This is a genomic window from Priestia sp. ST2 (assembly GCF_055810735.1).
On the sequence record NZ_JBVVNT010000002.1, the window covers coordinates 932772 to 958063 of the forward strand.

General features: G+C 33.8%; 25 protein-coding genes, 2 pseudogenes and 1 other annotated feature. Of the genes and pseudogenes, 12 read left to right on the forward strand and 15 right to left on the reverse strand.

What is annotated here, in order from left to right:
* Nucleotides 1–115: 115 nt before the first annotated feature.
* Complete coding sequence (gene dhaK, locus AC0KUU_RS11155) at nucleotides 116–1879, reverse strand: dihydroxyacetone kinase subunit DhaK (RefSeq protein ID WP_322551951.1); 1764 nt, start codon at nucleotides 1877–1879, stop codon at nucleotides 116–118.
* Nucleotide 1880: 1 nt separating this feature from the next.
* A complete protein-coding gene (locus AC0KUU_RS11160) occupies nucleotides 1881–3014 on the reverse strand; it encodes a glycerol dehydrogenase (RefSeq protein ID WP_097823719.1) in 1134 nt (377 codons plus the stop codon).
* Between the two features lie 311 nt (nucleotides 3015–3325).
* Here AC0KUU_RS11160 and AC0KUU_RS11165 point away from each other — a divergent pair, with 311 nt between their 5' ends.
* The 3 genes from AC0KUU_RS11165 (at nucleotide 3326) to AC0KUU_RS11175 (ending at nucleotide 6449) form a co-directional block, all read left to right on the forward strand.
* Complete coding sequence (locus AC0KUU_RS11165) at nucleotides 3326–4369, forward strand: PocR ligand-binding domain-containing protein (RefSeq protein WP_116733231.1); 1044 nt, start codon at nucleotides 3326–3328, stop codon at nucleotides 4367–4369.
* A gap of 333 nt (nucleotides 4370–4702) precedes the next feature.
* Nucleotides 4703–5149 (forward strand): MarR family transcriptional regulator, encoded by a 447-nt coding sequence (locus AC0KUU_RS11170; protein WP_043981865.1) that lies wholly within the window; start codon nucleotides 4703–4705, stop codon nucleotides 5147–5149.
* A gap of 100 nt (nucleotides 5150–5249) precedes the next feature.
* Nucleotides 5250–6449 carry an MFS transporter gene (locus AC0KUU_RS11175; protein WP_322551950.1) on the forward strand — a complete coding sequence of 400 codons (1200 nt, stop codon included), beginning with the start codon at nucleotides 5250–5252 and terminating at the stop codon, nucleotides 6447–6449.
* 177 nt (nucleotides 6450–6626) lie between these two features.
* Here the strand turns inward: AC0KUU_RS11175 and AC0KUU_RS11180 are convergent.
* A pseudogene (locus tag AC0KUU_RS11180) lies at nucleotides 6627–6803 on the reverse strand (IS3 family transposase); the annotation flags it as partial.
* 337 nt (nucleotides 6804–7140) lie between these two features.
* Nucleotides 7141–7656, reverse strand: a complete 516-nt coding sequence (locus tag AC0KUU_RS11185) for a DinB family protein (RefSeq protein WP_043981863.1) — start codon at nucleotides 7654–7656, stop codon at nucleotides 7141–7143.
* A gap of 531 nt (nucleotides 7657–8187) precedes the next feature.
* Nucleotides 8188–8402, forward strand: a binding site (T-box leader).
* Nucleotides 8403–8445: 43 nt separating this feature from the next.
* Here AC0KUU_RS11185 and AC0KUU_RS11190 point away from each other — a divergent pair.
* Nucleotides 8446–9822: an amino acid permease gene (locus tag AC0KUU_RS11190; RefSeq protein ID WP_043981862.1), complete on the forward strand. Its 1377-nt coding sequence runs from the start codon at nucleotides 8446–8448 to the stop codon at nucleotides 9820–9822.
* A gap of 167 nt (nucleotides 9823–9989) precedes the next feature.
* Here the strand turns inward: AC0KUU_RS11190 and AC0KUU_RS11195 are convergent, their stop codons facing one another.
* A complete protein-coding gene (locus AC0KUU_RS11195) occupies nucleotides 9990–10433 on the reverse strand; it encodes a hypothetical protein (protein ID WP_043981861.1) in 444 nt (147 codons plus the stop codon).
* Nucleotides 10434–10618: 185 nt separating this feature from the next.
* Here AC0KUU_RS11195 and AC0KUU_RS11200 point away from each other — a divergent pair, with 185 nt between their 5' ends.
* Entirely contained in the window at nucleotides 10619–11344 is a 726-nt protein-coding gene (locus AC0KUU_RS11200) for a ZIP family metal transporter (protein ID WP_098248815.1), read from the forward strand.
* Nucleotides 11345–11536: 192 nt separating this feature from the next.
* Here the strand turns inward: AC0KUU_RS11200 and AC0KUU_RS11205 are convergent, their stop codons facing one another.
* The 4 genes from AC0KUU_RS11205 to AC0KUU_RS11220 all read right to left on the reverse strand — a co-directional run bounded on the left by AC0KUU_RS11205 (nucleotide 11537) and on the right by AC0KUU_RS11220 (nucleotide 14360).
* Nucleotides 11537–11869: a hypothetical protein gene (locus AC0KUU_RS11205; RefSeq protein ID WP_322551949.1), complete on the reverse strand. Its 333-nt coding sequence runs from the start codon at nucleotides 11867–11869 to the stop codon at nucleotides 11537–11539.
* A 174-nt stretch (nucleotides 11870–12043) separates the two neighbouring features.
* Nucleotides 12044–12712: a DUF3885 domain-containing protein gene (locus AC0KUU_RS11210; protein ID WP_165575293.1), complete on the reverse strand. Its 669-nt coding sequence runs from the start codon at nucleotides 12710–12712 to the stop codon at nucleotides 12044–12046.
* A 289-nt stretch (nucleotides 12713–13001) separates the two neighbouring features.
* Complete coding sequence (locus tag AC0KUU_RS11215; protein WP_013082641.1) at nucleotides 13002–13190, reverse strand: hypothetical protein; 189 nt, start codon at nucleotides 13188–13190, stop codon at nucleotides 13002–13004.
* Nucleotides 13191–13505: 315 nt separating this feature from the next.
* A complete protein-coding gene (locus tag AC0KUU_RS11220) occupies nucleotides 13506–14360 on the reverse strand; it encodes a hypothetical protein (protein ID WP_043981857.1) in 855 nt (284 codons plus the stop codon).
* A 640-nt stretch (nucleotides 14361–15000) separates the two neighbouring features.
* On the opposite strand from AC0KUU_RS11220, the gene AC0KUU_RS11225 reads away from it, so the two are divergent.
* On the forward strand, nucleotides 15001–15204 hold the full coding sequence (locus AC0KUU_RS11225) for a cold-shock protein (RefSeq protein ID WP_043981856.1): 204 nt from the start codon (nucleotides 15001–15003) through the stop codon (nucleotides 15202–15204).
* Nucleotides 15205–15471: 267 nt separating this feature from the next.
* On the opposite strand, the gene AC0KUU_RS11230 is transcribed toward AC0KUU_RS11225, so the two are convergent.
* Entirely contained in the window at nucleotides 15472–15672 is a 201-nt protein-coding gene (locus AC0KUU_RS11230; RefSeq protein ID WP_013056497.1) for a cold-shock protein, read from the reverse strand.
* Between the two features lie 1092 nt (nucleotides 15673–16764).
* Here AC0KUU_RS11230 and AC0KUU_RS11235 point away from each other — a divergent pair.
* A pseudogene (locus tag AC0KUU_RS11235) lies at nucleotides 16765–16962 on the forward strand (MerR family transcriptional regulator); the annotation flags it as partial.
* A gap of 347 nt (nucleotides 16963–17309) precedes the next feature.
* On the forward strand, nucleotides 17310–17543 hold the full coding sequence (locus AC0KUU_RS11240) for a hypothetical protein (RefSeq protein ID WP_043981855.1): 234 nt from the start codon (nucleotides 17310–17312) through the stop codon (nucleotides 17541–17543).
* A 49-nt stretch (nucleotides 17544–17592) separates the two neighbouring features.
* Here AC0KUU_RS11240 and AC0KUU_RS11245 read toward each other — a convergent pair whose 3' ends face one another.
* Entirely contained in the window at nucleotides 17593–18021 is a 429-nt protein-coding gene (locus AC0KUU_RS11245; protein WP_162214031.1) for an ArsI/CadI family heavy metal resistance metalloenzyme, read from the reverse strand.
* A 50-nt stretch (nucleotides 18022–18071) separates the two neighbouring features.
* Nucleotides 18072–18401 (reverse strand): ArsR/SmtB family transcription factor, encoded by a 330-nt coding sequence (locus AC0KUU_RS11250; protein WP_165575295.1) that lies wholly within the window; start codon nucleotides 18399–18401, stop codon nucleotides 18072–18074.
* 407 nt (nucleotides 18402–18808) lie between these two features.
* Here AC0KUU_RS11250 and AC0KUU_RS11255 point away from each other — a divergent pair, with 407 nt between their 5' ends.
* The 4 genes from AC0KUU_RS11255 (at nucleotide 18809) to recA (ending at nucleotide 22455) form a co-directional block, all read left to right on the forward strand.
* On the forward strand, nucleotides 18809–19156 hold the full coding sequence (locus AC0KUU_RS11255) for an ArsR/SmtB family transcription factor (RefSeq protein WP_028410070.1): 348 nt from the start codon (nucleotides 18809–18811) through the stop codon (nucleotides 19154–19156).
* 18 nt (nucleotides 19157–19174) lie between these two features.
* Nucleotides 19175–20473 carry an arsenic transporter gene (locus AC0KUU_RS11260; protein WP_318331380.1) on the forward strand — a complete coding sequence of 433 codons (1299 nt, stop codon included), beginning with the start codon at nucleotides 19175–19177 and terminating at the stop codon, nucleotides 20471–20473.
* A 24-nt stretch (nucleotides 20474–20497) separates the two neighbouring features.
* On the forward strand, nucleotides 20498–20920 hold the full coding sequence (gene arsC, locus AC0KUU_RS11265) for an arsenate reductase (thioredoxin) (protein ID WP_043981850.1): 423 nt from the start codon (nucleotides 20498–20500) through the stop codon (nucleotides 20918–20920).
* Nucleotides 20921–21411: 491 nt separating this feature from the next.
* Nucleotides 21412–22455: a recombinase RecA gene (gene recA, locus AC0KUU_RS11270; protein WP_322551948.1), complete on the forward strand. Its 1044-nt coding sequence runs from the start codon at nucleotides 21412–21414 to the stop codon at nucleotides 22453–22455.
* A gap of 325 nt (nucleotides 22456–22780) precedes the next feature.
* On the opposite strand, the gene AC0KUU_RS11275 is transcribed toward recA, so the two are convergent.
* The 3 genes from AC0KUU_RS11275 to AC0KUU_RS11285 form a co-directional block, all read right to left on the reverse strand.
* Entirely contained in the window at nucleotides 22781–23374 is a 594-nt protein-coding gene (locus AC0KUU_RS11275) for a hypothetical protein (RefSeq protein ID WP_043981847.1), read from the reverse strand.
* Between the two features lie 378 nt (nucleotides 23375–23752).
* Nucleotides 23753–24559, reverse strand: a complete 807-nt coding sequence (locus AC0KUU_RS11280; protein ID WP_043981846.1) for a carbon-nitrogen family hydrolase — start codon at nucleotides 24557–24559, stop codon at nucleotides 23753–23755.
* An 11-nt stretch (nucleotides 24560–24570) separates the two neighbouring features.
* A complete protein-coding gene (locus AC0KUU_RS11285) occupies nucleotides 24571–25230 on the reverse strand; it encodes an MBL fold metallo-hydrolase (RefSeq protein WP_043981845.1) in 660 nt (219 codons plus the stop codon).
* Nucleotides 25231–25292: the final 62 nt, after the last annotated feature.

Sequence of the window (25292 nt, forward strand, 5' to 3'; positions counted from 1 at the left end):
ATTGTAAAAGATCGTCCTTAGTGACCCATAAAAAATTCCCCTCCATGTACAGTGTCATCCTCACTCTCAAAGAGTAATTTTTTCACACTATATTTAGAGGGGATAATACCAAATTTTACTTATTTTCTCGCATTACTTGAGCTACTTCAGTAAAAATTACGCCTAAGCCATGTGCACCTGCGTCCGGATAACCAAGACTTCTTTCTCCAACCGTACCAGCACGTCCCATACGTGCAACAATCTGTTCGGTTGATTTTGCTCCTTCAACAGCAGCTTCTGCTGCTTTGACAAGAGCATGTTTCATGCTTTCACCTTCAGCAGCACTTGATGTTAACGTATCTGCATAAGGTACTAAGGCATCGATTAAAGTTTTATCTCCCACAACAGCTCCACGTCCAAAAGAACGTTCTCCTGTTGCTTGAATTCCTTTTACAGACGCTTGGATCATTTCAGCAAATTCTGTTAAATTCAGTTCGGTTTTAGATTCGGCGTTCTTTCCAGCCGCGCGAAATGCTGATCCCCAAATAGGGCCTGATGCTCCGCCACAGTGCTCCATGATAACGATAGAACACGCCTCTAAGAAGTTTCCAATATCATTTGATTTATTTTCGAGAATTTCGTGCCATTCAGCTTTCAACTGTTTGAACCCTTTAGCAACACTCATACCAAAGTCTCCGTCACCAGCATGGGAATCTAATTCACAGAATGGTATTTCATTTCTAATAATACATTCACTCATTTGGTCAACCATGAAAATAATATTATTCAACGTCAATCGATTTTCGGTTACTATGGAATATTCTTTGTTGGTTTGCACCTCATAGGACACTTTCGGGGCCTCCGCGGTACCGATGATTTCATTATAAGTGACAGCTGGTACTTCACCTTTGATTTTTAGCGCACGAGTATCGCACTCTTCAGATAGGAGACTCTTTAAGTGTTCATCTAATTTCATAATTGAAATAGAAGCACCGGCCATATCGATGGCTGTCATATAGTTTCCGACAAACGTTCTTGCAATCGTTACGTTTCTACGTGACAATTCACGAATGACAGAATGATTTAATAAATATAGTTCTTGAAGAGGTGTGCTTCCAAATCCATTAATTAGGACAGCCACTTCTCCTTTTCCATCTTCTATCCCTACTTCTTTTAATAATGAAGTTACCGTACGCTCTGCGAGTTCGTCTGCTGAAATAATTTTTTCACGACGGATACCAGGTTCTCCATGAATACCAACGCCAAACTCCATCTCATCTTCTGCAATCTCGAAAGTAGGAGTTCCTTTAGCAGGAACTGTGCAGGAAGTTAGTCCAAAGCCAATGCTTTTAACATTCGCAATAGCGTTTTCTGCTGCCTCTTTCACTTTTGGTAGATCATAGCCGCGTTCTGCTGCAGCACCTGCTATTTTATGAACAAGAACAGTACCAGCTACTCCGCGTCTTCCAACTGTATATAAACTGTCCTGTACAGCAATATCATCATCTACTTTTACATAATCCACTTGAATTCCATCTTCTTCTGCTAGATAAGCAGCATTCTTGAAATTCATCATGTCACCACTGTAGTTCTTAATCACTAGTAAAGTTCCCTTATCGCTAGCTGTTTCTTTAATAGCTTGATAAATCTGTATTTGAGAAGGTGAAGCAAATACATCACCACAAACTGCTGCATCTAACATGCCCTTTCCTACATATCCAGCGTGAGCAGGTTCATGTCCACTTCCGCCCCCGCTAATTATACTTACTTTACTTTTATTAATTTGGTCTTTTTTAATGACTTTATATTTTTCAATTAAATTCAGTTCAGGATGTGCTAGAACCATCCCTTTACACATCTCAAGTACAACATCTTCCGGTTTATTAATAATTTTTTTCATTTTATATCAACCTCTTCTTATAATCATTTCCAATTTGATCTGCTGCAAGAATAGCTGCAGCTACTGACTCTGGATTAACAGGGAATGGCATAGAATAGATAGATTCCTCTGGAATACAAGCTTTATTAGCTACTTCCATTAACTCTTCTTGTGTAATTTGTTCCACTCCAATATCAGCGAGACAAACTGGAAGTCCTACTGCTAAACAGAAATCTAACACTTCTTCTATTTCCTCAGTTGGCGCATTTTCCAATACCAATTGTGCTAATGTACCAAAAGCTACTTTTTCACCGTGGAAGTAGTGGTGCGCACTTTCTAAAAGAGTAAGCCCATCATGAATCGCATGTGCTCCAGCTAATCCACCACTTTCAAACCCTAATCCTGATAATAAGATATTGGCTTCAATAATGTTTTCTAAGGCTGGAGTAACAACATTATGATCGCTTGCAGCTTTTGCTTTAACCCCGTCCTCTAATAGAGTGTTGTAGCAATGTTCTGCTAACACTAATGCTGCATTTGTACCTTTTGCTGGTGAACATAAGTCCTCACGTACTCCACAAGGTAATCCAGCATTTACATTAGAGAAAGAACGTGCTGTTGCTCTTGCTTCGAAATAAGTGGATAACGCATCCCCCATACCAGATACTAAGAATCTAGTAGGTGCATTAGCAATGACTGTTGTATCAATTAATACAACACTTGGGCTTTGCTTAAAGTATGCGTAATCATCGAAAGCACCCTCTGGTGTATAGATAACTGCGGAATGACTTGTAGGTGCATCCGTAGCAGCGATTGTTGGGACGATAATTAATCCCTCTCCCTCAGCCACACATTTTGCTGTATCAATTGCCTTACCGCCACCTAAACCAATTGTACAATCACAGTTGTTTTCTTTCGCTATTTCCTGCAATCTAGAAATTTCTGGTCTTGAACATTCGCCATTGAATCCGCCTTCAAAAAATGTAATACCATATTTTTCTGCTGTTGCATCTAATTTGTCTTGTACACGTTTAATATCTTCAGGATGTGCTATTAAAAGTGCAGAAGTACCAAATGTTTTCACAAAATAACCTAAATTTAAAATTTCATCTTCGCCTTGAATATATTTTGAAGGACTAATAAATGCTTTTCTCATAAATAAAACCTCCTAATTAACTTTGTAATCCCTTACAATCGGAATTTTACTATCTTTTGTATAAGATTACATTAGTCTTAAGTGACGAGTTTTTACAACTTTTTATCGTATTTTTTTGCTCTCTTCATTTAATATGGTATTATTATGACATTATTTTAGGTAAAAATACTACTAAGTTCACGTTGAAAAGAGGTTACCTTTATCGCTGAACAATCTTTTATTTTACGAACTCAGGAATAAAATAAAGATATTCTCAAATAGGTAATCCAAACTACCGCACGGAAAGTAGAAGCAAGGGAGATAAAACATCATTGAAAACTACTTACATGAATTTAGATAAAATACTAGATTTAAAGAAATGGCGAAACCTTCAAGATTCGCTTGCGCTTGTTACAAAATTAGCGATTGTCACGGTTAACTATAAAGGAGTGCCCATTTCTCAACACAGTGGTGTACGTCCGTTTTGTGAGACTATGCGTAAAGATCCTAATACAGCAAAGCTTTGTGAAAAGTGCGATGCGCGGGGAGGGTTAGAGGCAGTCAGAACCAATGCTCCTTATATCTATTTATGTCACTGGAATATTATCGATATTGCCATTCCCATTATAATTGATGATAAATATGTAGGTGCTATCATGGCGGGAGAAGTGAAAATTAAGGACGGTGACAAACATCCTCCCTTGGAACAAATGCTTACTGTTCCATCAAAGGGATTTGAACAAAATTTAAATAATAATGAGGAAATACAGCGTCTATATGATTCTATTCCTACTCTATCCTATACAGAAATTAACGACGCTGCTCAAATGTTATATAGGCTTTGTAACTACATTGTAGAGGAAGCTATGAATAAAAACTTAATTTTAGAAGTATATGAAAAGATGGCTCCAGTAAAAGAGGACCTTTCTACTGAAGACATTTCTTACGGTTATTCTCTAGATAATATTCAAAATATAAAAAAGGAATTAGCCAACACCGTTACTAATGCTTACGTAAAAACGTCTATTAACGATCACTTAGTTTGTAAAAACAAAGTATTACAGCCAGCCTTTGACTACATTTATAAGCATAAAAGAGAAAAAATATCTCAACAAAAGATGGCTGATTTATGTCACATTAGTACAGGTTATTTCAGCCGTGTATTTACCAAAGAAACGGGTATGAATTTTTCTGTTTTTATTTCTCTCAAAAAAATAGAGTGGTCTAAACAATTATTAGAAAAAACGGATTTGTCTATTGCACAGATTAGTGATGAATTGGGTTTTAACGATCCCGGGTATTACATCAAGACATTTAAAAAATATGAAAATATAACTCCTAACGTCTATCGGAAATATTATCAAGAAAAGCTGTAGAATTTTCAGTCCTGATGTAAGAAATATATATAACTTTTCCATACTGATACTATTACTCTAAAAAGGGATACTCTCAGTATGGAAAAGCAAAATCTCTTTAAGTGGAAACACGATTGATTTTTATCTGAGTAAAATAAGAAATAAACAAGCAGCATAGTAAATAAACAAATTTTTTATTTACTCCATAGTTTTAATAAAGTAGTTTAATCATTTACTTCTCATTAATAATAACGTTTATTACGTATTCGTAATAAACATTAAAGTGATTTGGTGGTTTTGTTGTGAAAGAAACAAAAACTCGTTATACTGTATACAAATTAGGGAGGAGTTATTATGGATAAACGACAGCAGTTAATGAGTGAACTTATGGACTTGTGTAATGAGATAATCTGGCGTAATAAACCTGAAGTAGAATTGGCTTTAAAGGACTATACGTTGAGTGAAATAGAATTAATTGAAAATATCTCTCTAATCCCAAATGCGAATGTAACAAGACTTGCAGCTGCAAGCTACATGACTCGAGGTGCTATAAGCAAGCTTACCAAGAAGCTAATAGCTAAAAATATTATAGAGAGTTATCAAAGTGTCGAAAATAAAAAGGAAATATATTTTCGACTAACAACCAATGGACAAAAAATAAATGATATCCATCAAAAATTACACCAATCTTTTCTTGAACGTGATAAAGAAGTATTTAAGCACATGACCGATGAAGAATTTGACACTATTTTTCGTTTCATTGGTCGATATAGACATCATCTGAAAAATATCACTGAGTAAGTGGTATTTTTTTATGTTGTTTTATTGTTGACGAGGAAACAATAAAACGGTAAACTTATGTTTGTTTCCTGAGAAACAATAAATTTAAAGGAGAATTATCGTGGATACTTCAATAAATAAACATCCCCTAACGTTTGGGTTTATCACTGTCTTCTTAACTGGTCTTGGATTGACTATAGTTAGCCCCGTTTTACCTTTTTTAGTAAAGACTTATACTAGTAGTCCCAGCAGTCAGGCTACTGCAGTAACATTACTTACGTCTATATACGCTCTTTCTGTCTTTTTGGCTGCACCAGTTTTAGGTGCGTTAAGCGATAGGTATGGCCGTCGTCCAGTATTAATTATTAGTCTTATCGGCTCTGCCTTTGGTTATTTTATCTTTGGACTTGGAGGTGCACTTTGGATTCTCTTCCTTGGCCGTACCATTGAAGGTTTGACAGGTGGCGAAATTTCAGCGATTTTTGCTTACTTTGCAGATATTACCTCTTCAAATGAACGCACTAAGTACTTTGGTTGGATTAGTGCTGTTGTTGGGGTTGGCACTGCTCTTGGCCCTATAATTGGAGGTGCACTTGCGACTTTCGGAAACAGTGTTCCTATGTATGCTGGTACGGTTATCACATTGCTTAATGCCATATATGGCTATTTTTTTATGCCTGAGAGTCTTGAGAAGTCCAGACGCTCTTTCAGTATTTCTGTTAGAGAGCTTAATCCATTTATACAATTATCCAAGGTTTTTTCCTTTAAATCTGTTAAATGGCTGTTAATTGCTGGGTTCCTAGTTTGGATTCCTAACGGATCATTACAAGCTATCTTCTCTCAGTTTTCAATAGATACCTTTGCATGGCAGCCTATATTTATTGGTCTGACATTTTCTATAATAGGTGTACTTGATATCTTTTCACAAACAATCATTATGCCACGATTACTCAAATTCTTGACAGATAAAAAAATTGCTCTTTTAGGCATGATAAGTCAAATTATTGGTTTTATCCTTATTTCAATTTCAGCCCTTACAGATTTTTATTTCGTCTTTATTGTTGGGATGATTTTCTTCGGGCTGGGTGATTCGGTCTTTGGGCCATCATTTAACGGTATGCTTTCAAAATCAGTTAGTGACAGTGAGCAAGGGCATATACTAGGGGGAGCCCAAAGCATTCAATCTCTAGCTCGGTTCATTGGACCAATTATTGGCGGTCAGTTGTATTCAGTAGTTAGCCACACTACTCCAGCCGTCATGGGTGTGGTATTGATTGGTATCTCTACTCTCGTTTTATCAAAAAAGCATCGTTATAGTTAATAAAAAACAACCCTTAAACAAGAACAGAAGAACTGCCTCTTAACCGATGGGGGTTTTTTCTGTTTTATAACTGTATACCTTATAAGCAGTTAGTTCACATAAACACTCTTTCCGGAACACACGCAAAAAGAGAATACTTGGAAATGAACTGAACCCAAAAAGTTAGACAATTTATATTTAAGCAACGTAGTTGGCTTGAGTACGGTATTCGACTGGACTCATGCCTTTCAATTTTTCCTTAATGCGAGTGTTATTGTAGTAATGTACATATTCTTTTAGCTCTCTCTCAAAATGGTCCATATCTTTAAATTATTGAAGGTATAAAAGCTCTGACTTCAGTTTGGGAAATAAATTAATAACAAGAAAATAAAGGGTTCTATAACGCGGAAATTTGCGTTGAATCAGGAGTTATATGAAAAACAAAAGTTAATTTTGTCAGCGAGCATTTCTCTGCATTTCAAAGTCTTTGATTAACTAGGTTTTTATTTATAAATGATTGTGACGAGAAAGCATCTTTCTATTTGTACGGGAGGTACTTTTTCGTTTCTTATAAAAATATAAAAATGGAGGAACGAAAAAAAGCCCAATTTCTCTAGTTTAATACTTAGGAATTGGGCCTTTTAATATTAGAATTCCCTTGACGTTGTAAATCCGCATTTCCTGATACTACCCCTTTTAGATAGAGGAGAAACTACTCTTTTGTATCCCTTTCATATAAATATAAAATATAATCAGTCATAACACCGGGATGGCCTAATTGCCGTAGCATAGCTATAATATTGCCACGATGATATGTTCCATGATTGACAACGTGTTGTACTACATCAGATAAACGGGTTTCGAGTCGTCCAGCAAATGAAGTTTCAAGCACAAAGTCGCTTTCTATATCTTCTTGATGATTGAGAAACGCTTTGTACCGGCCTGATAAATCGAAAAACATCGTTTCTAATTCCTCAATTCTTTTCGTTTCAATCTGTTCTCTCAATTGATTAGCCGACGCAAATGCTTCATCAAACTTTTCACCAGAAATACAATCTAACCATATGTTGTCAGAGACATAAATGTGCGCCATCACCTTTGATATAGAAGAAAAAACGCTCTGAATTTCCTTTTCGTAAATATCCTCAGAAAGTTCTTTTAATCGGTCGAAAATTTTTTGGTTTGCCCATACATGGTAGTCGTACAATTTTAATGAGTGATGTGACATTTAAAACTCCCCCTATTTCCCAATTCATTATCGACATTACACAAGGTATCAGTAGTCAACTTAACTATACTTCTATAAAAATATCCTCCAGACCTTTTGTTTAAAGGAGTTTTTTGTTCACTTAATATGAATTATAAGAAGTAACAAACCTTTAAAATTCCTATTATTAAAGGTTTTTATATATTTATAATTCAAATTTTGTAAAAGAAAAGTTCCAAAAAGGATAATAACTCTTGCCTTGTTATATTCTTTAGGATACAATACTGAGATATTTCCTCACCATTTTTATTCTGATTTGAAAACCTACTGTACTCTTGTTTGCACAGTAGGTTTTCTATTATAGAAAAGCGTACAATTCAATCACAGTACAAATGATTGGAAAAGGAATGATTAAATACCGAATAGTGGTAATGATTATCTTTATGTAAAATCTAATAACTCTTCTTATAGCTGTAAATAGATAAAAACATATTGACATTTAATTTCAAACTAACTATGATGATATACATTACATACACTTTAATTTAATAAACAAAAGCTAAGATAGGATCTTAAGTAATCCTAATCTCCCTGTTATAGAGAGCTGATAATTGGTGGAAGTCAGTACAAAGATTAGAGATGAAATTCACTCCTAGAGCTTCCTCTTCTAATAGTGTTTTAGAGAGGACGGATAAAACCGTTATGGTAATTAAGAGGTAAGATGTTTTTACAATATAGGGTGGTACCGCGAAATTTTCGTCCCTGCTGAATAATTCAGCAGGGACTTTTTTATGTTAAAAGGAGGGCATCATGAAAGAAAATACTGCATCAAAGAATACGTTAAAAAAGCAATTATTACCGCGACACATTCGAATGATTGCTATTGGAGGAATGATTGGAACAGGGATTTTTAAAGGGAGTGCTGATACAATTGGATTAGCAGGACCTTCGGTTATCTTTTCGTATCTATTTGCTGGACTATTGCTTCTCATTGTAATGGGAGCTTTGGCTGAAATGGCTATTGTATACCCATCCCACAATATGAAAGATCTAATTCAAAAAGCTTTTGGAAGACGTTTTTCTTTTGTAATGGGGGCTACTTATTGCTTTATGTGGCTTACTGTGTGCGTTATTGAAGTCATCGCTGCAGGTAGTTTTCTGCAATATTGGTTTTCTTCTATTCCTTTATGGATTCTTTGTCTTATTTGTTCAATTGTACTTATTTTAATTAATGCTACAAGCGTAAAGTCTTTTGGAGAAATTGAGTTTTGGTTTGCTGGTATTAAAATCTTTGTTATTATTGCTTTTATTTTATTAGGTATAGCGATACTATTTGGAATTATGCCAAGTAATAATTCATCTTCTCATTATCTTCATAATTATAGTGATTTTGTGCCAAATGGCTGGAAAGCCGTTTTTTCTACATTACTTGTAGTCATTTTCTCGTATGGAGGATCAGAACTCATTGGTTTAACTATTACGGAAACAAAAGATGCTGAAAAGGTATTACCAGGGGTAGTTAAAGGCGTTATGTGGAGAGTAGTTCTGTTTTATACTTTGCCTATTTTTATTATCTGTGGCTTGATACCATGGGATAAAATTGATGCAAATGCTAGCCCTTTTGTCCAAGTATTTGAAACAGCCGGGCTTCAAGGTGCTTCTCATATTATGAACTTTATTTTATTAACAGCTGTCCTTTCAGCAGCCAATTCAGGTATTTATGGCTGTACAAGGATGCTTCATTCTTTATCTCAGTCGGGAGATGCTCCTAAAAGTTTGTCCTATGTAAATAAACAAGGCGTACCTGTTTACAGTTTAGCTTTCAGTGTCCTATTTTTATTATTGGGAACGTACCTCGTATACTTATATCCTGAAAAAGCTTTTTCTTATTTATTAGCTATTCCTGGATTTACAGTTTCTCTTATATGGATTAGTATTTGCTTAGCTCAGCTAAAGCTACGTCCTCAATATAAAGAAAAACCATATTTTAAACTTTGGGGCTTCCCTTATTTAACGCTTTTTGCCGCATGTACATTAATTATTAGCTTCATAGTTTTTCTCATAGACAGTGCGAATAGGTTAAGCTCTATAGTTTGTGTAGCATTCGTTCTTATAATGGTAATTATTTCATTTTTCAAAAGGAACACCAAACCTACTTCTCTTGAAGTACCGAATGATACCAATTAGATTTTACATTCTTCAAAAACTTAAATCAAAAAAAGATACTTTATAAAGTATCTTTTTTTGATTTATAGAATCACTTGCTTCATCTGAGGGCATTTTTAGTGATTTAACTCACGATTTGTTTTTGGGATTTTGCTCTTCATTCCAAGCCTCTAAGGTTTCAAGGCCTGTTAAGTGCCCAAAATGGTGATATATGATTGCGTTTGATATACCTTTGTTATCCACACTGTAAATTCGTTAATCATGTTAATTAACTCGCGAATGTACTTGTTTTTTTGATGTTCAAACTGTTTGTACGTTCCCGCTACTTTGCTAAAATCAATCCATTTCTTTAGTTTAATCATAGGCGGATTAGTGCTCAAAAAATATGCGAGTTCTTGCAGCTGATTACTGATCCTCAGCCATGTTTCTACTTTGATTTCTGTCACTTGGGTAGGTTGATACTGTGGCACATACTTGCAAATCGTGGTATAGAAATAAGCAAAAGCTTCATCAGCAAAATAGACTGATTCTTTATTCCAATACTTTGCATTGTACTCACCTGGTTTCACTTCTATATAATAAGCATTTTCGACCTTGTCCACATTGGTTATCATTTCAAAAGGAGATTCCATAGTAACACCTCTTTTTTAGATAACGTTAGTATGTCCTTTTTTATTAGTGATTTACCTAAAAATTACTCCCAAGTTAATATCGTGTACTTTTATTTTTTTAACCATTTATAAAACATAGGTATGATTGCCTTTCCTTTGAATAGGTTAGTTGTAAAAAACCATATAGCCGAAAGGAAGTAGCAATTATGCATATAGAAATGAATATCTTATTTACTTTAGGTTCTTTACTGGGTTTATTAGCAGGGGGAGGACTTCTCAGATTAGTAAACCATCTGGCAAGGGGAAGAATCCAATTTATGTATGCTATATGCGGTGGAATCTTATTGGGCTTATTGTTCTTTGATATCCTTCCGTCTACTTGGCATCTATATGATTTAAGAGGCGTTTTATTAGGAATTGTAGCCGGATATATCATCATGCTATGCATTGACCTCTTTTTGCATAAACAAAACAGCGAAATTTCACCCTTACAGGCACTTATCTTATTAACGGTTGCTATCTTTTTTCATAATGTCATCACAGGTATTACATTTGGAATAACAGATATGCACCAATCAGCTTCTGTATTCGCAGCTACCCTTTTACATCAGGTCCCAGAGGGGATGGCAATTATGACAGTCCTCTCTATAGCAAAAATACCTAACACCTTCTTTTTACTAATTATAGCCATTCTGTCGCTGTCTTTAGGAGGCAGTTTATTCATTGGTGAAAGTGTACAAGTTTCCTCACTTAAACTACAAGCTTTATCGACTGGCGCAGCAATCGGTACACTGTCTTTTGTTATCTTTCATGAAATAATTGGAAATACCATCAAGCACTTCAGGAAATTGCATGTATGGCTATTAATTTCGCTAGGATTCGTAATTATTTATGTTTATCAATATTCTCTTTCATTATTTCATGGCCATTAGAACGATTAAATTTAAGTGTCAAAAAGACACCTGCAAATGTATACAGCTATACCTCACTCTGATCATTTATAAAAGAAGAACATTTCACACAATGTTCTTCTTTTACATTACTTCCTAGGGTCATGATTATGGTAACTAGAAATAACTGCTTAGAATCCATATTTAATTCTCCTATATGTAAGCTTTTGTATGTTACCACTCTCTCCACTCTTCTGTAATATCCTCTTCAGTCTCTAAGCCAGCTGCATTTGCAGCTTTAATGATAAACTCACAAAGTTCTTCTCTTTCTAACGTTTCAATGAAATAATCAAATTGTTCATTTAATTCGTTTAATCCTATAACTATCTCTTTTACATATTCTAAGATATCTTGTTCTGACATTTTATCTACAGAATCTTTAAGTCTATTCATATAAGTATCAAGGATTTCATCAGTGGCTTTAATATTCTCTACAGTGAAAATTTCATCATCTTCCATTCTTTGTTGCCAAGCTACTGTCGGTTTATTATTTTTTAGGTCTTGCATTATTGTAATATCTCCTTAGGGTCATATTTCCATTGAGCTATAAGCCTAATGCTAATCTGATTATATATCAAAATTAACCTAGAAGATTGTAGATACCCTTTTTATTTTTAGTTACTGTAAGACAGGTGATTATGGATATAAAAAATGTGCTAATTAGTGGATGAATCCTACTTTTCACTTAAATAAAAGGTCAATTTCTTCTCGATCATAATCCAAAATCCAATTATTATATTCTTCATAAAGAAAGCGTATAGATTCTTTACTTGAGGCTAAGACATCACATCCGCGGTCATCATACAAATGAAAAATCATTTTTTTAGAGAGATTAATAAAGTAAATATCATAACTACTTTGGGAATTACTCTTCAGAATAGTAGATGGATGAGCAAAGTCTTCATAATTAATAGCCTTTAAAAGCTGCGCATATCTTAATTCTGTTTTCTTACAAGAAAGTCCAAAGCGATGGGTCAAAGATTGATCATCGTCTTCATCTTCATCCTGAAATATACTCGGCAAACAGTGATGGTTTAATTGATATAGCCGCTGTTTATCTTTTATGTATTTTAAATAAACGTTTAAAGGTCTTTTTTGAAGGAAACGATCTTTGTTCGTAGTATGCACATCCGTAACAAAAAGAATCTCATCTCCCTCTCCAAATACCCTTTGAAATAATGTGATTGATCGATGAAAAGCTTGATTCAAACAATCTTTTTCGTGAGATGAAATTAATGGATCTGATATTTCAAAGCGAATGCTATATTTCCAGGAATAAAACAGAGCTGGACTTAAAGTTAATCCTTCAAAGTATTTTTCTGAAAATAAAGGCAGAGTGTTAGTGCTCATGTATTTTTCTCCATATTTTATAGTTTATAAGTAACTTTTTTTACTTAAACATTAAGTAATTGTTTTAATTCTTTTTTTTAAGCTTTTATAGCGCCCATTAATATGGTCAAGTTCTAACTCCATTTCAATTAATTGTTCTATAACTTTCTCTTTATCTAGTGAAGAGCTAAGAAGAGCTTCAATTAACCGCTCAATTTTATTACTACTCTCAGAAATGTTATTTAAATTTAAATCAGTCTATTTATTAAAATAAAAAGCACCTCAATTAATAGATGCCTAGTTTTTATTATTATTTTTCTTCTGTAATCATAAACTGTACCACGTTATTTAAATTGATGTGCACTAACTCTTTTTCATTCGAAATGAATCTTTCATATTTTGTTATATGACTAATGACTTCTTTCTTTGATGCGGCTTCGAATTTTAATTCCTTTGTCCTGCCATTTATAAATTCGAAAATAACTTTAAATTTAAGCATAGGTGTATCTCCTCATTATCTACTTATTATTCTTGTTTCATTAATTCTTCTTCAAAGAAAAAATACTTGGATATTTAGTAACCGTATAAGAGTATCTTTTCATGTTTTTTACATAATGAATTTTTAAGATTGTTACTAATTCATTCGATACTCTTATAGTTACTGTTTTTCCATCACTAAATATTTTCACGTTATATCCTTCATCTTCTCTCCTACGTTCTGTTCTTGCCTTTTTAATAGCGAACAGCTAAGGAATGTTCGCTATTAATGATGGGTGAGAAAAATGTGTCAGTCCTATTATCTTTGGGCTAACGTTTACATACGCATCAATGCGCCATTAGGCTTTGGTAACTCCTCAGCTGTTATCAGATTCATTTTACAAAAATGTTCAAAAAATTGTTGTGCCAGCTCTCTTTCCTTTGGGTCACTTTTTAACTCAGCTATATCAAGCAAAATTTGAGCCATCCATAAATTATCAAAATAACGGTATTTACCTGTATTCCATGTCATTTTTTGGGATGTTCTTTCATTTACATAATATTTCCAGAAAGGCATCTGATCCGATTCCTGTTCTGTAAGCTGGAGTCTGTATTTTGAATGAGCAGGAATATATCCATCTTCACAAAGCTTACCGATAAAATCTTCATTCACCATATAGACGCCTAAGATACGTCTGTCTTTTTCAGGCATACTGGAATCTATTGCTGTTAACAAGACAGCACTATTTTGGTGCAAACGGATGGGTTTGGTTGGCTTCCCCTTGTTATTACCACTTTTTATTACACCTGAAAAAACCTTCCACTCTAAAAAAGAACTATTCTGTTCTTCTATGTCACACCAAAAAACCATTTGTGATTCAGAATGAAGTTTATGATTCTTCATAAGTTTTTCAAGTCCCCAGCGAAGTTCCTGGTTTTTTCGTTGTAGTTTTTTTTCCTCTTCCTTCTTCCGTTCTTCCTCGTTGTGTTCCATTTCCTTTTTTTCTATAATTTTTTCGAGTGAATGAGCAACACTTTTATCATGCAGTTTTAGATGCTTTCCAAATACATCAGGGAAAACAAACTTTTTATTTTCCGATGCGAAATGTATTTCAATACTAGAATCATTACATTTAACTATACTACCTATCCCAAAAAGCTTGTGTGTAACTTTCTTATTGATTAGATTCATTATTCTAGGCCTCCTTGTAGAATAAAAACTCGGTTACTATTAGATGGTAAATTAATAATTTTATTCAACTAACTTACCTTTAAAGCTCACACAACTGTTTGAGTTTTTTTCAGTTTTAAAAAAGGGTATTGAAAAAATGTATCCATAATTCTATCTGAAAAAAACACAGCGGAATTCGGAATACGATCGAAAAAACAATTGTAAAACTATTATAACATTTTTTGAAAATATTACAAATTTTTCATTGACAATATATTTTAATTTGAGGTAAAATGAAGTTTTATTATTTATAATAACTCGAAATAAAAGTTTCCAACAAGTCATGAAACTTCTGGAAAGTCCCTATAAATAACCATTTGATTACCGGTGATAAGCGAAATGATTCCACGATTAAACTAATCTTTAAACTAACCCTCCTTACGTTGGCGGCTTAGTTTAGGGATGTACTACTACGGTAAGTGGTGCAATTAAAAAGCAAAAGAAGAAGATATGAACATTATTACTAAGTGTTTAGAAATTCTTATATCAAAAATTCCGTGCATTATTCCATGAAAATAAAATGGTAAGAAACACTAATTTATATAAATGATTATTACTCCTTTATAAGCTATAATGTAATATGAGGAGTAGTGATGTTAGTATGTATTATTACGGCAAAAGAAACCAAGAACCTTTAGCTCAAGAAAAAACAGAGGTTTGGGAATGTACAGTAGAAGATTGTAAGGGCTGGATGAGAAAAGATTTCTCTTACGATAACCACCAAAAATGCCCTTTGTGTGGAAATCACATGGAAGCTGGAGAACGGCTTATTAATAAAATCCCCCTTAATCCCCATCGAAGATAATTTGTACCAATGCTATCGCATAGATTAAAAATTACTACTATATTATTTAATTGAAAATATAGCTAATTTATTTGCATTTGCTTTCTATTTCTAATGTATGTTATAACTAGTTATACCTTGTATCGATCGTCTTGTCTAAAACCCAGGCTTTTTTTTAAAAGCCTGGGTTTTCTACTGAACTAATAGTAGATAAATCATGGTTTTCTAATTATAAGACCATAAAAAAAGGACTCCTTCATAAGGAGTCCTTTTTGTTATCACTTTTGATTATGCTTTGTGAACGTTAGCAGCTTGTGCTCCACGTTGACCTTGCTCGATATCAAAAGTCACTTTTTGACCTTCTTCTAATGATTTGAAACCTTCACCTTGAATAGCACTGAAATGAACGAATACATCGTCTCCGCCTTCGATTTCAATGAAACCGAAACCTTTGTCTGCATTAAACCATTTTACTGTACCTTGTGTCATAATGTTGCCTCCTGCTGTGGAATATTCCACAAATGTATTACCTTTCTTGCCCAATCATACTATTTCAAGATAAAAACTTCTGTTTAAGGTTTTTCTTCTCTCAATCTTATACCGAACAAAAACAAGTTAAACATAGTGTAACACATAGAGATATTGATAGCAAATAATTGCTTTTTTCCGTTCTTCACTAAAAACAGTATTATGAGAAACGCTCAGAATTGGAACGAGTGGACAATCACCCGCGAAATAAAGAATATCTTCTTTTGATAGCTTCTCAGTACAACATTTCAACACTTATGCACCAGAATCCCCTTAACTATGTATAGTTAATTTATGGTTAAGTTTTTCCAATATAGATAGTCTCAAAAAGTACACTTTTTGGGATTGTAAAAAAATGACTTAAAAAAACAGCTATCCCATTCGAAAAAATATACTTTTACGGACTCCTAATTTTTAACTTTATTCAAACACTAAAGGAATAAAGTTAAAAAATTTATTGGAATTAATAAAATTACTTTAACGAAACTTGAAAGAGGTTAATTAATACTTTTAATGAATTAATTTACTTTTAATTTATTTTTAACCATATTTTAATGATTCACTATAATTATTGGATTATAATGGAATCACCAAAGTGATTATCCTTCTTTCAACTTGCTTTCTATCTAAAGCAAGTCTTTTTATTTATCGGAATGAAAATGCCTAGAATGATATAGGTTGCACCGTATCCATATATTTCATTAGTAATCAGATTAAAATATATTTCAAATATACAGAGAAACGCTCTCTGAGGGAATGAACTTTGGTTTTACATATAATAAAATAAATAGTTCGACGTAAATTTGAGCAATTTAGAAGCTCTTATTTTCTTCTTATTATTGATTTTGAAACACTTGTTTTGAAATTAGTTAACCTAATGTCACTCTCAATAACTACAAACGCCTTTCATCAAGAAGTGTTTATAACGTGCTATTTTTAATAAACTTCATTTCTATATACAAACCAAAAGTTAATAACATATATACTGATAAAGAATGGAAATAGGAGAGGATAATCTTGACTAAAAATCATCCATATTTAGATGAGAAAGTTATGACTATAAAAATCGTTACTGAAATGACAGGTTTATCAGAAAGACAAGTTCGTTATTATGAAGAGCGAGAGCTTATTTTTCCAAAACGAAACTCTTCAGGTACCCGAATGTATTCCTTTTCCGACATTGAAAGGTTAATGGACATTGCAGAAAAAATTGAAGATGGTGTTAGAACACGGGAAATGCGTAAGGATTTATTTTAAAGTAGGTAAATTTGATTTGTTCTTTTAGTCTTTGTTCATGCTTACTCAATCTCTATATTCAATATTTACTGGGTTATTTTTATTCGGATTTTTTATAAATGTATATAAGATAAGACTTTTATGCACTCCATTATTATTTAGCCTAGACAGAAACATCGATACATAAGGGACGTATAAAGATGTCTATATTTTATAAAAATGACTCTGTTAGAACCCTTATTCCCATAAAGTTTCTCTTTTTCATATGTTCCTGAAAGAGTGATTATGGTAACTAGCATATTAAGTAAGCCCCTTTGTGTTAAACTGTACACAGAAACATGTATGAGTCTGGGGGCAATATAATGAAATGTGCAATAGGGATAGTTCTTATTGCTCAAGCTTTATTAACGTACTTAACTATTAAGACAGCATATACTCCTTACACCGTTAGAATATTAGATAGAAATACTGGAGTTATGAAAGTTTCCTATAGTTTCCCTTTAACGTACTGGTTAATCTTTATAGGTTTGGGCATCATGTTTTTAGTGGGAACATATTTAGTTTTTGCTAAAGAAAAGAAGCAGATCTTTAATTAAAGGTCTGCTTTTTATTTTTACCGATAAATGGTTTTATGTTAACTAATGATTAACAACAAGCATTAGTTACAGGTAGCTTTTCATTTGGCCCATCGCTGTTCTTGTGAACCTCACTATCAGATTTCGTATAAAAGAATTCCCATTCGTTTCCATCCGGATCTGTTACCCAAAACTTATCTTGCACAGCATAGCAGCAAGTTGTATCCATTTCTTCACGAGCAAAGAAGCCTTCTTTTTCTAATCGTGATTTATGAGAATGGATTTCTTCAGGAGTTTCTACTTGGAAGCCGAAATGATTCACTTGATTACCTTTTACTTCGTCTCGTACGTTTAAAGTGAAATTTAATCCTGGCTCATCTACTAAAAATTTAGCGTAATCTACTTTCGTTTTCACAGGTTGAACGCCAAATACCTTTTGATAAAACTCCATGGACGCCTCTAGATTCGTTACATTAATTCCTACGTGAACATATTTCATTTACACTTCCTCCTTCGCATTATAAACAATATTATTTTAAATATATTAATTTAAGAGCAGTAGCCGCTTTTACTTGTATCTTTTCTAAACAAGCAGCAAAGCTCCTCAGATAACAGGTGATTTACCTCTTTATCATGTAAATCATAATAGCTCCATGTCCCTTTTGTTTCTTTTGTGATAAGGTTTGCTTCTAATAAAATTTTTAAATGATAGGAAAGTTTAGATTGAGACATCCCAAAGAATTCAGTTAGGTCACATACGCATGTCTGTCCCCGCTGGCAGAGCTCATACATAATTTCTAATCTCTTTTGATCAGCAAGTGCTTTAAATTTTTGTTCGTACTGTTTAAATGGGTGCTTTCCTTCCTTAACTGTTTCCATTGTCATTCTCCTTCATCAACTTTTTTTGATTTAATGATCGAAGCTTTCGGCAGCTTTTTTAAAGTTACTATATGTAGTTTCCCCTCTTAGCATAGGATCTTGATGAAAAAAACGCTGAAAGATTAAGTTTTGTGCTTCCTTCTGGTCCATCCCTTGGGTGTTCATAACTAAATGAAAATAGGCTCGAAAGTATGTAACAGATAAGTTTCCAGAGTTGTTGACTCTCACTGCTTTCATCCTCACTTTCATAAATCAATTTTTTTTGATGTATTCATCATACCTGGAAAATTTAGATAAATCAAGAAATTAATCAACTTTTTTTGATTAATGTTTAAAATGTATATTTTCGTTGAATATATAATAAAATACTTATATAATTATATTTGAAAATAAGGAGGTGAGTCATAATGGATGTAAAAGCGCAGGTAGAAGTGGAAAAAGCAGTACAGATACTGAAGCTGCTTGGAGATAAGACAAGATTGTCAATGATGAAGCTGCTCCAAAATAACGAGTGCTGTGTTTGTGAGCTAGTTGAAATTTATAAAGCAAGTCAACCGGCTATTAGCCAACACTTGCGGAAGTTAAGAGCTATCGAACTCGTAAGTGAAAGACGAAAAGGACATTGGATCTTCTATTCCTTAAATAAAGAAAACAGCTATTATCAGTTTGTCCTTGATATACTCGATTCTTTACCAAGCGAAGATGAACGATTAAAAGAACTAGAAAAGCAAGGTTTACGTATTAATTGTTGCTAATAATAGGAGGTCTGTAAAGTGATATCAGTTATAGTAGCCTCCCTCATCTTCTTAGTGACATTGATTTTTGTCATTTGGCAGCCAAAGAACTTGTCTATTGGTTGGTCAGCATGTGGAGGCGCAGTATTAGCTCTTTTAGCAGGTGTGGTTGATTTCCATGACGTGCTGGATGTAACTCAAATTGTATGGAATGCAACATTAACGTTTATTGCAGTTATTATTATTTCCTTAATTTTAGATGAAATTGGATTTTTCGAGTGGGCAGCTTTACATATGGCGCGTACTGCAGGAGGCAATGGCGTTCGCATGTTCGTTTATGTATCCCTCCTTGGAGCTGTAGTAGCAGCATTATTCGCAAACGATGGAGCAGCCTTAATTCTAACACCTATTGTACTTGCCATGGTACGAGCACTTAAATTTGAAGATAAAATGGTCTTCCCTTTTATTATCGCCAGTGGATTCATTGCAGATACAACATCGTTACCTCTTGTAGTAAGTAACTTGGTCAACATTGTATCAGCTGATTTCTTTGGTATTCGCTTTTCTGAATTTGCATCACGTATGATTGTGCCAGATCTGTTCTCACTTTTGGCAAGTATTGTTGTCTTATATTTGTACTTTCGTAAAAGCATCCCTAAGAAATACAATCTAGATGATTTACAGAAACCGGTTGAAGCCATTAAAGATAAGAAAATGTTCCGTTTATCAGGAATCGTTTTATTCATTTTAGTTCTTGGTTACTTTATTGGTGAGTTTTTCGATATTCCTGTTTCTATTATCGCAGGTATTATTGCGATTTTATTCTTAGGAATAGCAAGAAAGAGTCCCGCTGTTCACACTAAAAAAGTGTTAGCAGGAGCTCCGTGGGCGATTGTTTTCTTTTCGATTGGTATGTATGTTGTTGTCTATGGATTACGTAATGTAGGGCTAACTAAAGTATTAGCAAGCCTCATTCAAGCAACGGCTGACCATGGATTATTTGCTGCAACCATTGGCATGGGATTCATTGCAGCCATACTTTCATCGATTATGAACAACATGCCAACCGTGATGATTGATGCTTTGGCCATTGATGCAACTTCTGCAACAGGTACAATTAAAGAAGCCTTGATTTATGCAAACGTCATTGGTTCGGACTTAGGACCAAAAATTACACCTATTGGCTCTCTAGCCACTCTCTTATGGCTCCACGTTCTTTCGACAAAAGGAGTTAAGATTTCTTGGGGAACCTATTTTAAAACAGGTATTATCTTAACCATCCCAACATTGTTTATTACGCTTGTTGGTTTATATATTTGGTTATCAATTATTTCTTAACACATCATAAAGGAGATTTTACACATGTCTAAAAAAACACTTTATTTCTTATGTACAGGTAACTCTTGCCGTAGCCAAATGGCTGAAGGATGGGCAAAAAAATATCTAAATAATGATGAATGGGATGTACGCAGTGCAGGGTTAGAAGCTCATGGATTAAATCCCAATGCTGTAAAAGCAATGAAAGAAGCTGGTGTTGATATCTCAAACCAAACATCTGATGTCATTGACCCTGAAATTTTAAATAATGCGGATTTGGTCGTTACATTATGTGGCCATGCAGCAGATCACTGCCCAGTAACGCCTCCCCATGTGAAACGTGAACACTGGGGATTTGACGATCCTGCAAAAGCTGAAGGAACAGATGAAGAGAAATGGGCGTTCTTCCAGCGTGTACGTGATGAAATCGCTGAACGTATTCAGCGTTTTGCTGAAACAGGTAAATAATTAATCAAGAAGCAGTCTATTTGTGTAGACTGCTTTATTTCTTCCTGAAATCTGTTTTATAGTAACTAAGAATATCCGGAATGCGTTATTAGTCTAACCAGATTTGTAGATTCATATATACCCAAATTTAAAAATGTAGATTGTAATCGATTCTACTTATATAAAAAGCTACCTTTCCCCTAATTTCTATCATTTGATAAGTAAATGCTAAAGTATAAACTTACTTTTTATAAATATAAGATATTCTTTTAGCTAGTTTGTAGAAAAACTTTCGCCTTTACAATTAGATGCGTTTATTGTATGATTACACAACAGGAACATTTGTTCGACACTAAGGGTTTAGAGATGAATAAAGGAATACCAGAGCAAACTAAGACAGTTAAACACAAAATTTTCTCGCACTGAGCAAAAACATTTGAGCCAACTCTTATTCTTTATCGAAATACCTTGGCGTTTATTGTAAACGTAATAACAATCGGAGGTTTCAAATTATGAATGATAAAAAAGCAGCACTAGACATGGCTCTAAAACAAATTGAAAAACAATTCGGTACAGGATCAATTATTAAAATGGGCGAAGGCACACATACAAAAGTTGAGGCATCTAGCTCAGGCTCATTAGCTTTAGATATAGCTCTTGGAATTAATGGTTATCCCAAAGGAAGAATTATGGAAGTTTACGGGCCCGAAAGTTCAGGTAAAACAACCGTTTCCTTACACGCAATTGCAGAAGTACAAAAAAATGGAGGCCGAGCTGCCTTTATTGATGCTGAACACGCACTTGATCCAGTTTATGCAAGAAAACTAGGTGTAGATATTGATGAGTTACTGTTATCTCAACCAGATACTGGTGAACAGGCACTTGAAATTGCTGAAGCATTAGTTAGAAGTGGCGCTGTAGATATTATTGTTGTTGACTCAGTAGCTGCATTAGTTCCCCAAAAAGAAATTGAAGGAGAAATGGGAGATTCTCACGTAGGTCTACAAGCTCGTTTGATGTCTCAAGCTCTTCGTAAACTATCTGGAGCAATCAATAAGTCCAAAACCATTGCCATCTTCATCAACCAAATCAGGGAGAAAGTAGGCGTTATGTTTGGAAATCCGGAAACAACGCCAGGTGGAAGAGCACTAAAATTCTATTCTTCCGTTCGTCTTGAGGTTCGCCGTGCTGAACAACTTAAACTAGGAAATGACATAGTTGGTAACAAAACAAGAATTAAAGTAGTCAAAAATAAAATGGCGCCTCCTTTCCGCATTGCTGAAGTAGATATTATGTATGGAGAAGGTATCTCAAGAGAAGGAGAAATCTTAGATATCGGTTCTGAAGTAGATATTGTTCAAAAGTCTGGATCCTGGTTTTCATATAATGAGGAGCGTTTAGGACAGGGACGAGAAAACGCTAAGATTTTCTTAAAAGAAAACCCTGAAATTAGAGAAGAAATTAGAAAAAGAATTATTGATTTCAAATATGGTGATAATATTAATAACGATAATGTTATAGATAACGATAGCGATAGCGAAAACGAAAACCAATAAAGGCATAAAACACCTTTCCCACGGTTTGAACTGCACCCCATTATTAGATAAAAAAACTCTAATGATGGGGGTGTTTTTATGTCAAGGCTATTGATTTGTACCTAAATAAACACTACTCATATAGAGAAACAGCATGAATCTTCTTGCAATCCATTTGTATATTTACAATGAACGCACCTTTCTCTTTGTTTCAATGAAATAAAAAGTATTGCTATTATTCTTAATAATTATTGGTTTAATAGGATTCCTAGCTTTTAAAGTTGTTAAAAGGTTAAAAAAGAAATAAGTAACAAGAAGGACCTGCTGTCAAAACAGCAGGTTCTTTTTAATAAGAAGATACATAATACCAGTTTTTATGTACTTTTTTTATTTGTTCAAAATCCCCGTTAAAATCGCTTTTTGAAGGTTTGTTATCGTTTGGGTTATATACAAACCCCGAAAAATTGTCTAGCATCCCACGGTATGTAAAGAAAAGAATTGATTTAGCCTTTCCTTTTGTTTCTACTACGATGTCGCCCCCACCTTTAGACAATTGAGTATACTTTTTAGGTAATTGAATAAGTGATGGACTATCAGATACATTAGGTTTAATAACACCATTTTCTATTTGAGTTGCAACCTCTTCTCTCTTATCTTGATGGATTTTAAAGTTGAGATCTAAGTTGACTTGATTGAATGGAAAGAAAAACCATAATAAGATAGTAATGAGCTGAATAACAAACGGCTGCCACTTTCTCTTTTTAAAAAGATGAATTAATGTCCATATAGTCATTATGATAAAGAAAGCATATACAAATAACCAAATAGGTAACATTAAAAATTCTGTTATCATATCAACCAGATCCCACTGGAACAAGGACACTAAAATAACGAAAAAACTACTAATTAACGATAAAAGCAACAATCGACTACATTTCACACATTTTCCTCTTCCTAAAATAATTCTTTTTTACCTTAAGTATAATTATATATTAAAATCCTTATAAAAGCGTATGTATAATTCATACATAATTTGTTAACACAATCACTCTTCCAGAAAACATTATAAAAAAGGACCCTTGACGAAGGATAGTTCTTCCAAGGATCCTTTTTCCGGAGTATGCAGCTTTTTATACATTGTTGACTGATCAACGTTTTCTCAGTAGGTGGATGAGAAACTAATGTATAAGAAGTGCACCTTTTATACATATGTTAATTTTAAAAAATATAGTATTTTCAGGTGAAACTGCCTCTTTTTTTTAGTAAACCTTTATAAGATATTCTGATAACATCCAAATTTAAGATGATATACAAATTTCTATTCTGCATGCTTATAAACATCCGGTCTCAGGCTTTCAAATATTGGAATGTATGTTTGTTGTTCTGTAACTTTCTGTATATCAATTTCCGCTGTTATAATCTCTTCTTGATCTCCCCCCTCTTCTACGATGTTTCCATTGGGATCAATGACCATTGAATGCCCCGCGTATGTGTTGCCGACATGATTTTCATTACTCATTTTTCCCACGCTGTTACATGCAATGACATAAACACAATTTTCTATAGCTCTTGCCCTCAATAGTGTTCTCCAATGGTCTATATTTCTGGTAGTCCATTGTGCAACGTAGAATATGACTTTTGCACCTTGAGACGTTGGGTAGCGTGTGATTTCTGGAAAACGTAAATCATAGCATATAATTTGACTGGCTTTGATATTGTTAATCTCAAAGACATCTGGGACTTCATCTCCCCCTGTTAAATAATGATGTTCATCCAACATCGGCACGAGATGTATCTTATCTTTTTGATAGAGCAGCTTACCCGTTTTTGATACAGCAAAGGCTGTATTATAAATATTTTCATTTCTTTTATTTGAAACTGAACCTGCAATGATATTCACTTGATGGTTGATTGCTAAACGTTGAATAAAGGGAAAAGCTCTCTTTAAATCAATATCTGCTTTTTCTGCTACATTTTTTAAATCATAACCTGTATTCCACATTTCAGGTATCACAACAATCTCAGTATCTATATGCAGCTTTTCTTCAAATAAGGACTCAATGCGGTTTTCGTTTTGCTTAACTTCACCTTCTATAATCTCTGTTTGAAATAATTGTATTTTCATTTTTCTCCCTCTTATTCATATATAAATTTATAAATAGGATATAAATCACAGTTGTATTTGACATCTTCGCCATGTGATGAAGAAATAATAGAAGGTTTAATTTCATCTATAATTCGTCCGCTATTAATATTTTCACCCATATCAACTGTAAACTTTCGAATCGGCGGATGTAAGGATTCAGCATTAGAAAAGAATAAGTCTCCAGTTAGCAGCACATTGTCACCTTTATGGTGGTATATCACATGTCCTGGTGTATGACCGGGTGTTAAATACACATCTAAAGGTAACTTTTTAATGATGTTGTTACTTAGACTTTCAACTTGATGTTCCACCCCTGTTGTTTCCTTTTCTGCCTTATTTGGATATGGTTTTTCGCCATTGATAAAAGGCGCTTCAACTTCGTGGGCGTAAATAGGAATATTTAAATTATCTCTTAAATACTTGGCGCCATTAATGTGATCTAAATGGCCATGTGTGAGTAAAATACTTTTGGGGATACCTAAAGATTTTGCTATATTTAACTGAGTATGTGCATAGTCTTTCATTCCTGTATCAATGATATGAACACTCTCACCATCTAGCACGTACCATGTATTAATTTTGACAGGAATTCCTACAACAGTTTTGTAAGTAAGTTTGTAAATATGTCTAGAAATTTGGACAAATTCCAATCGATGCACCTTCTTTTGTTTTATTTGATAATATAAGTTTAGTAAGAAAAAATAGACGTAAC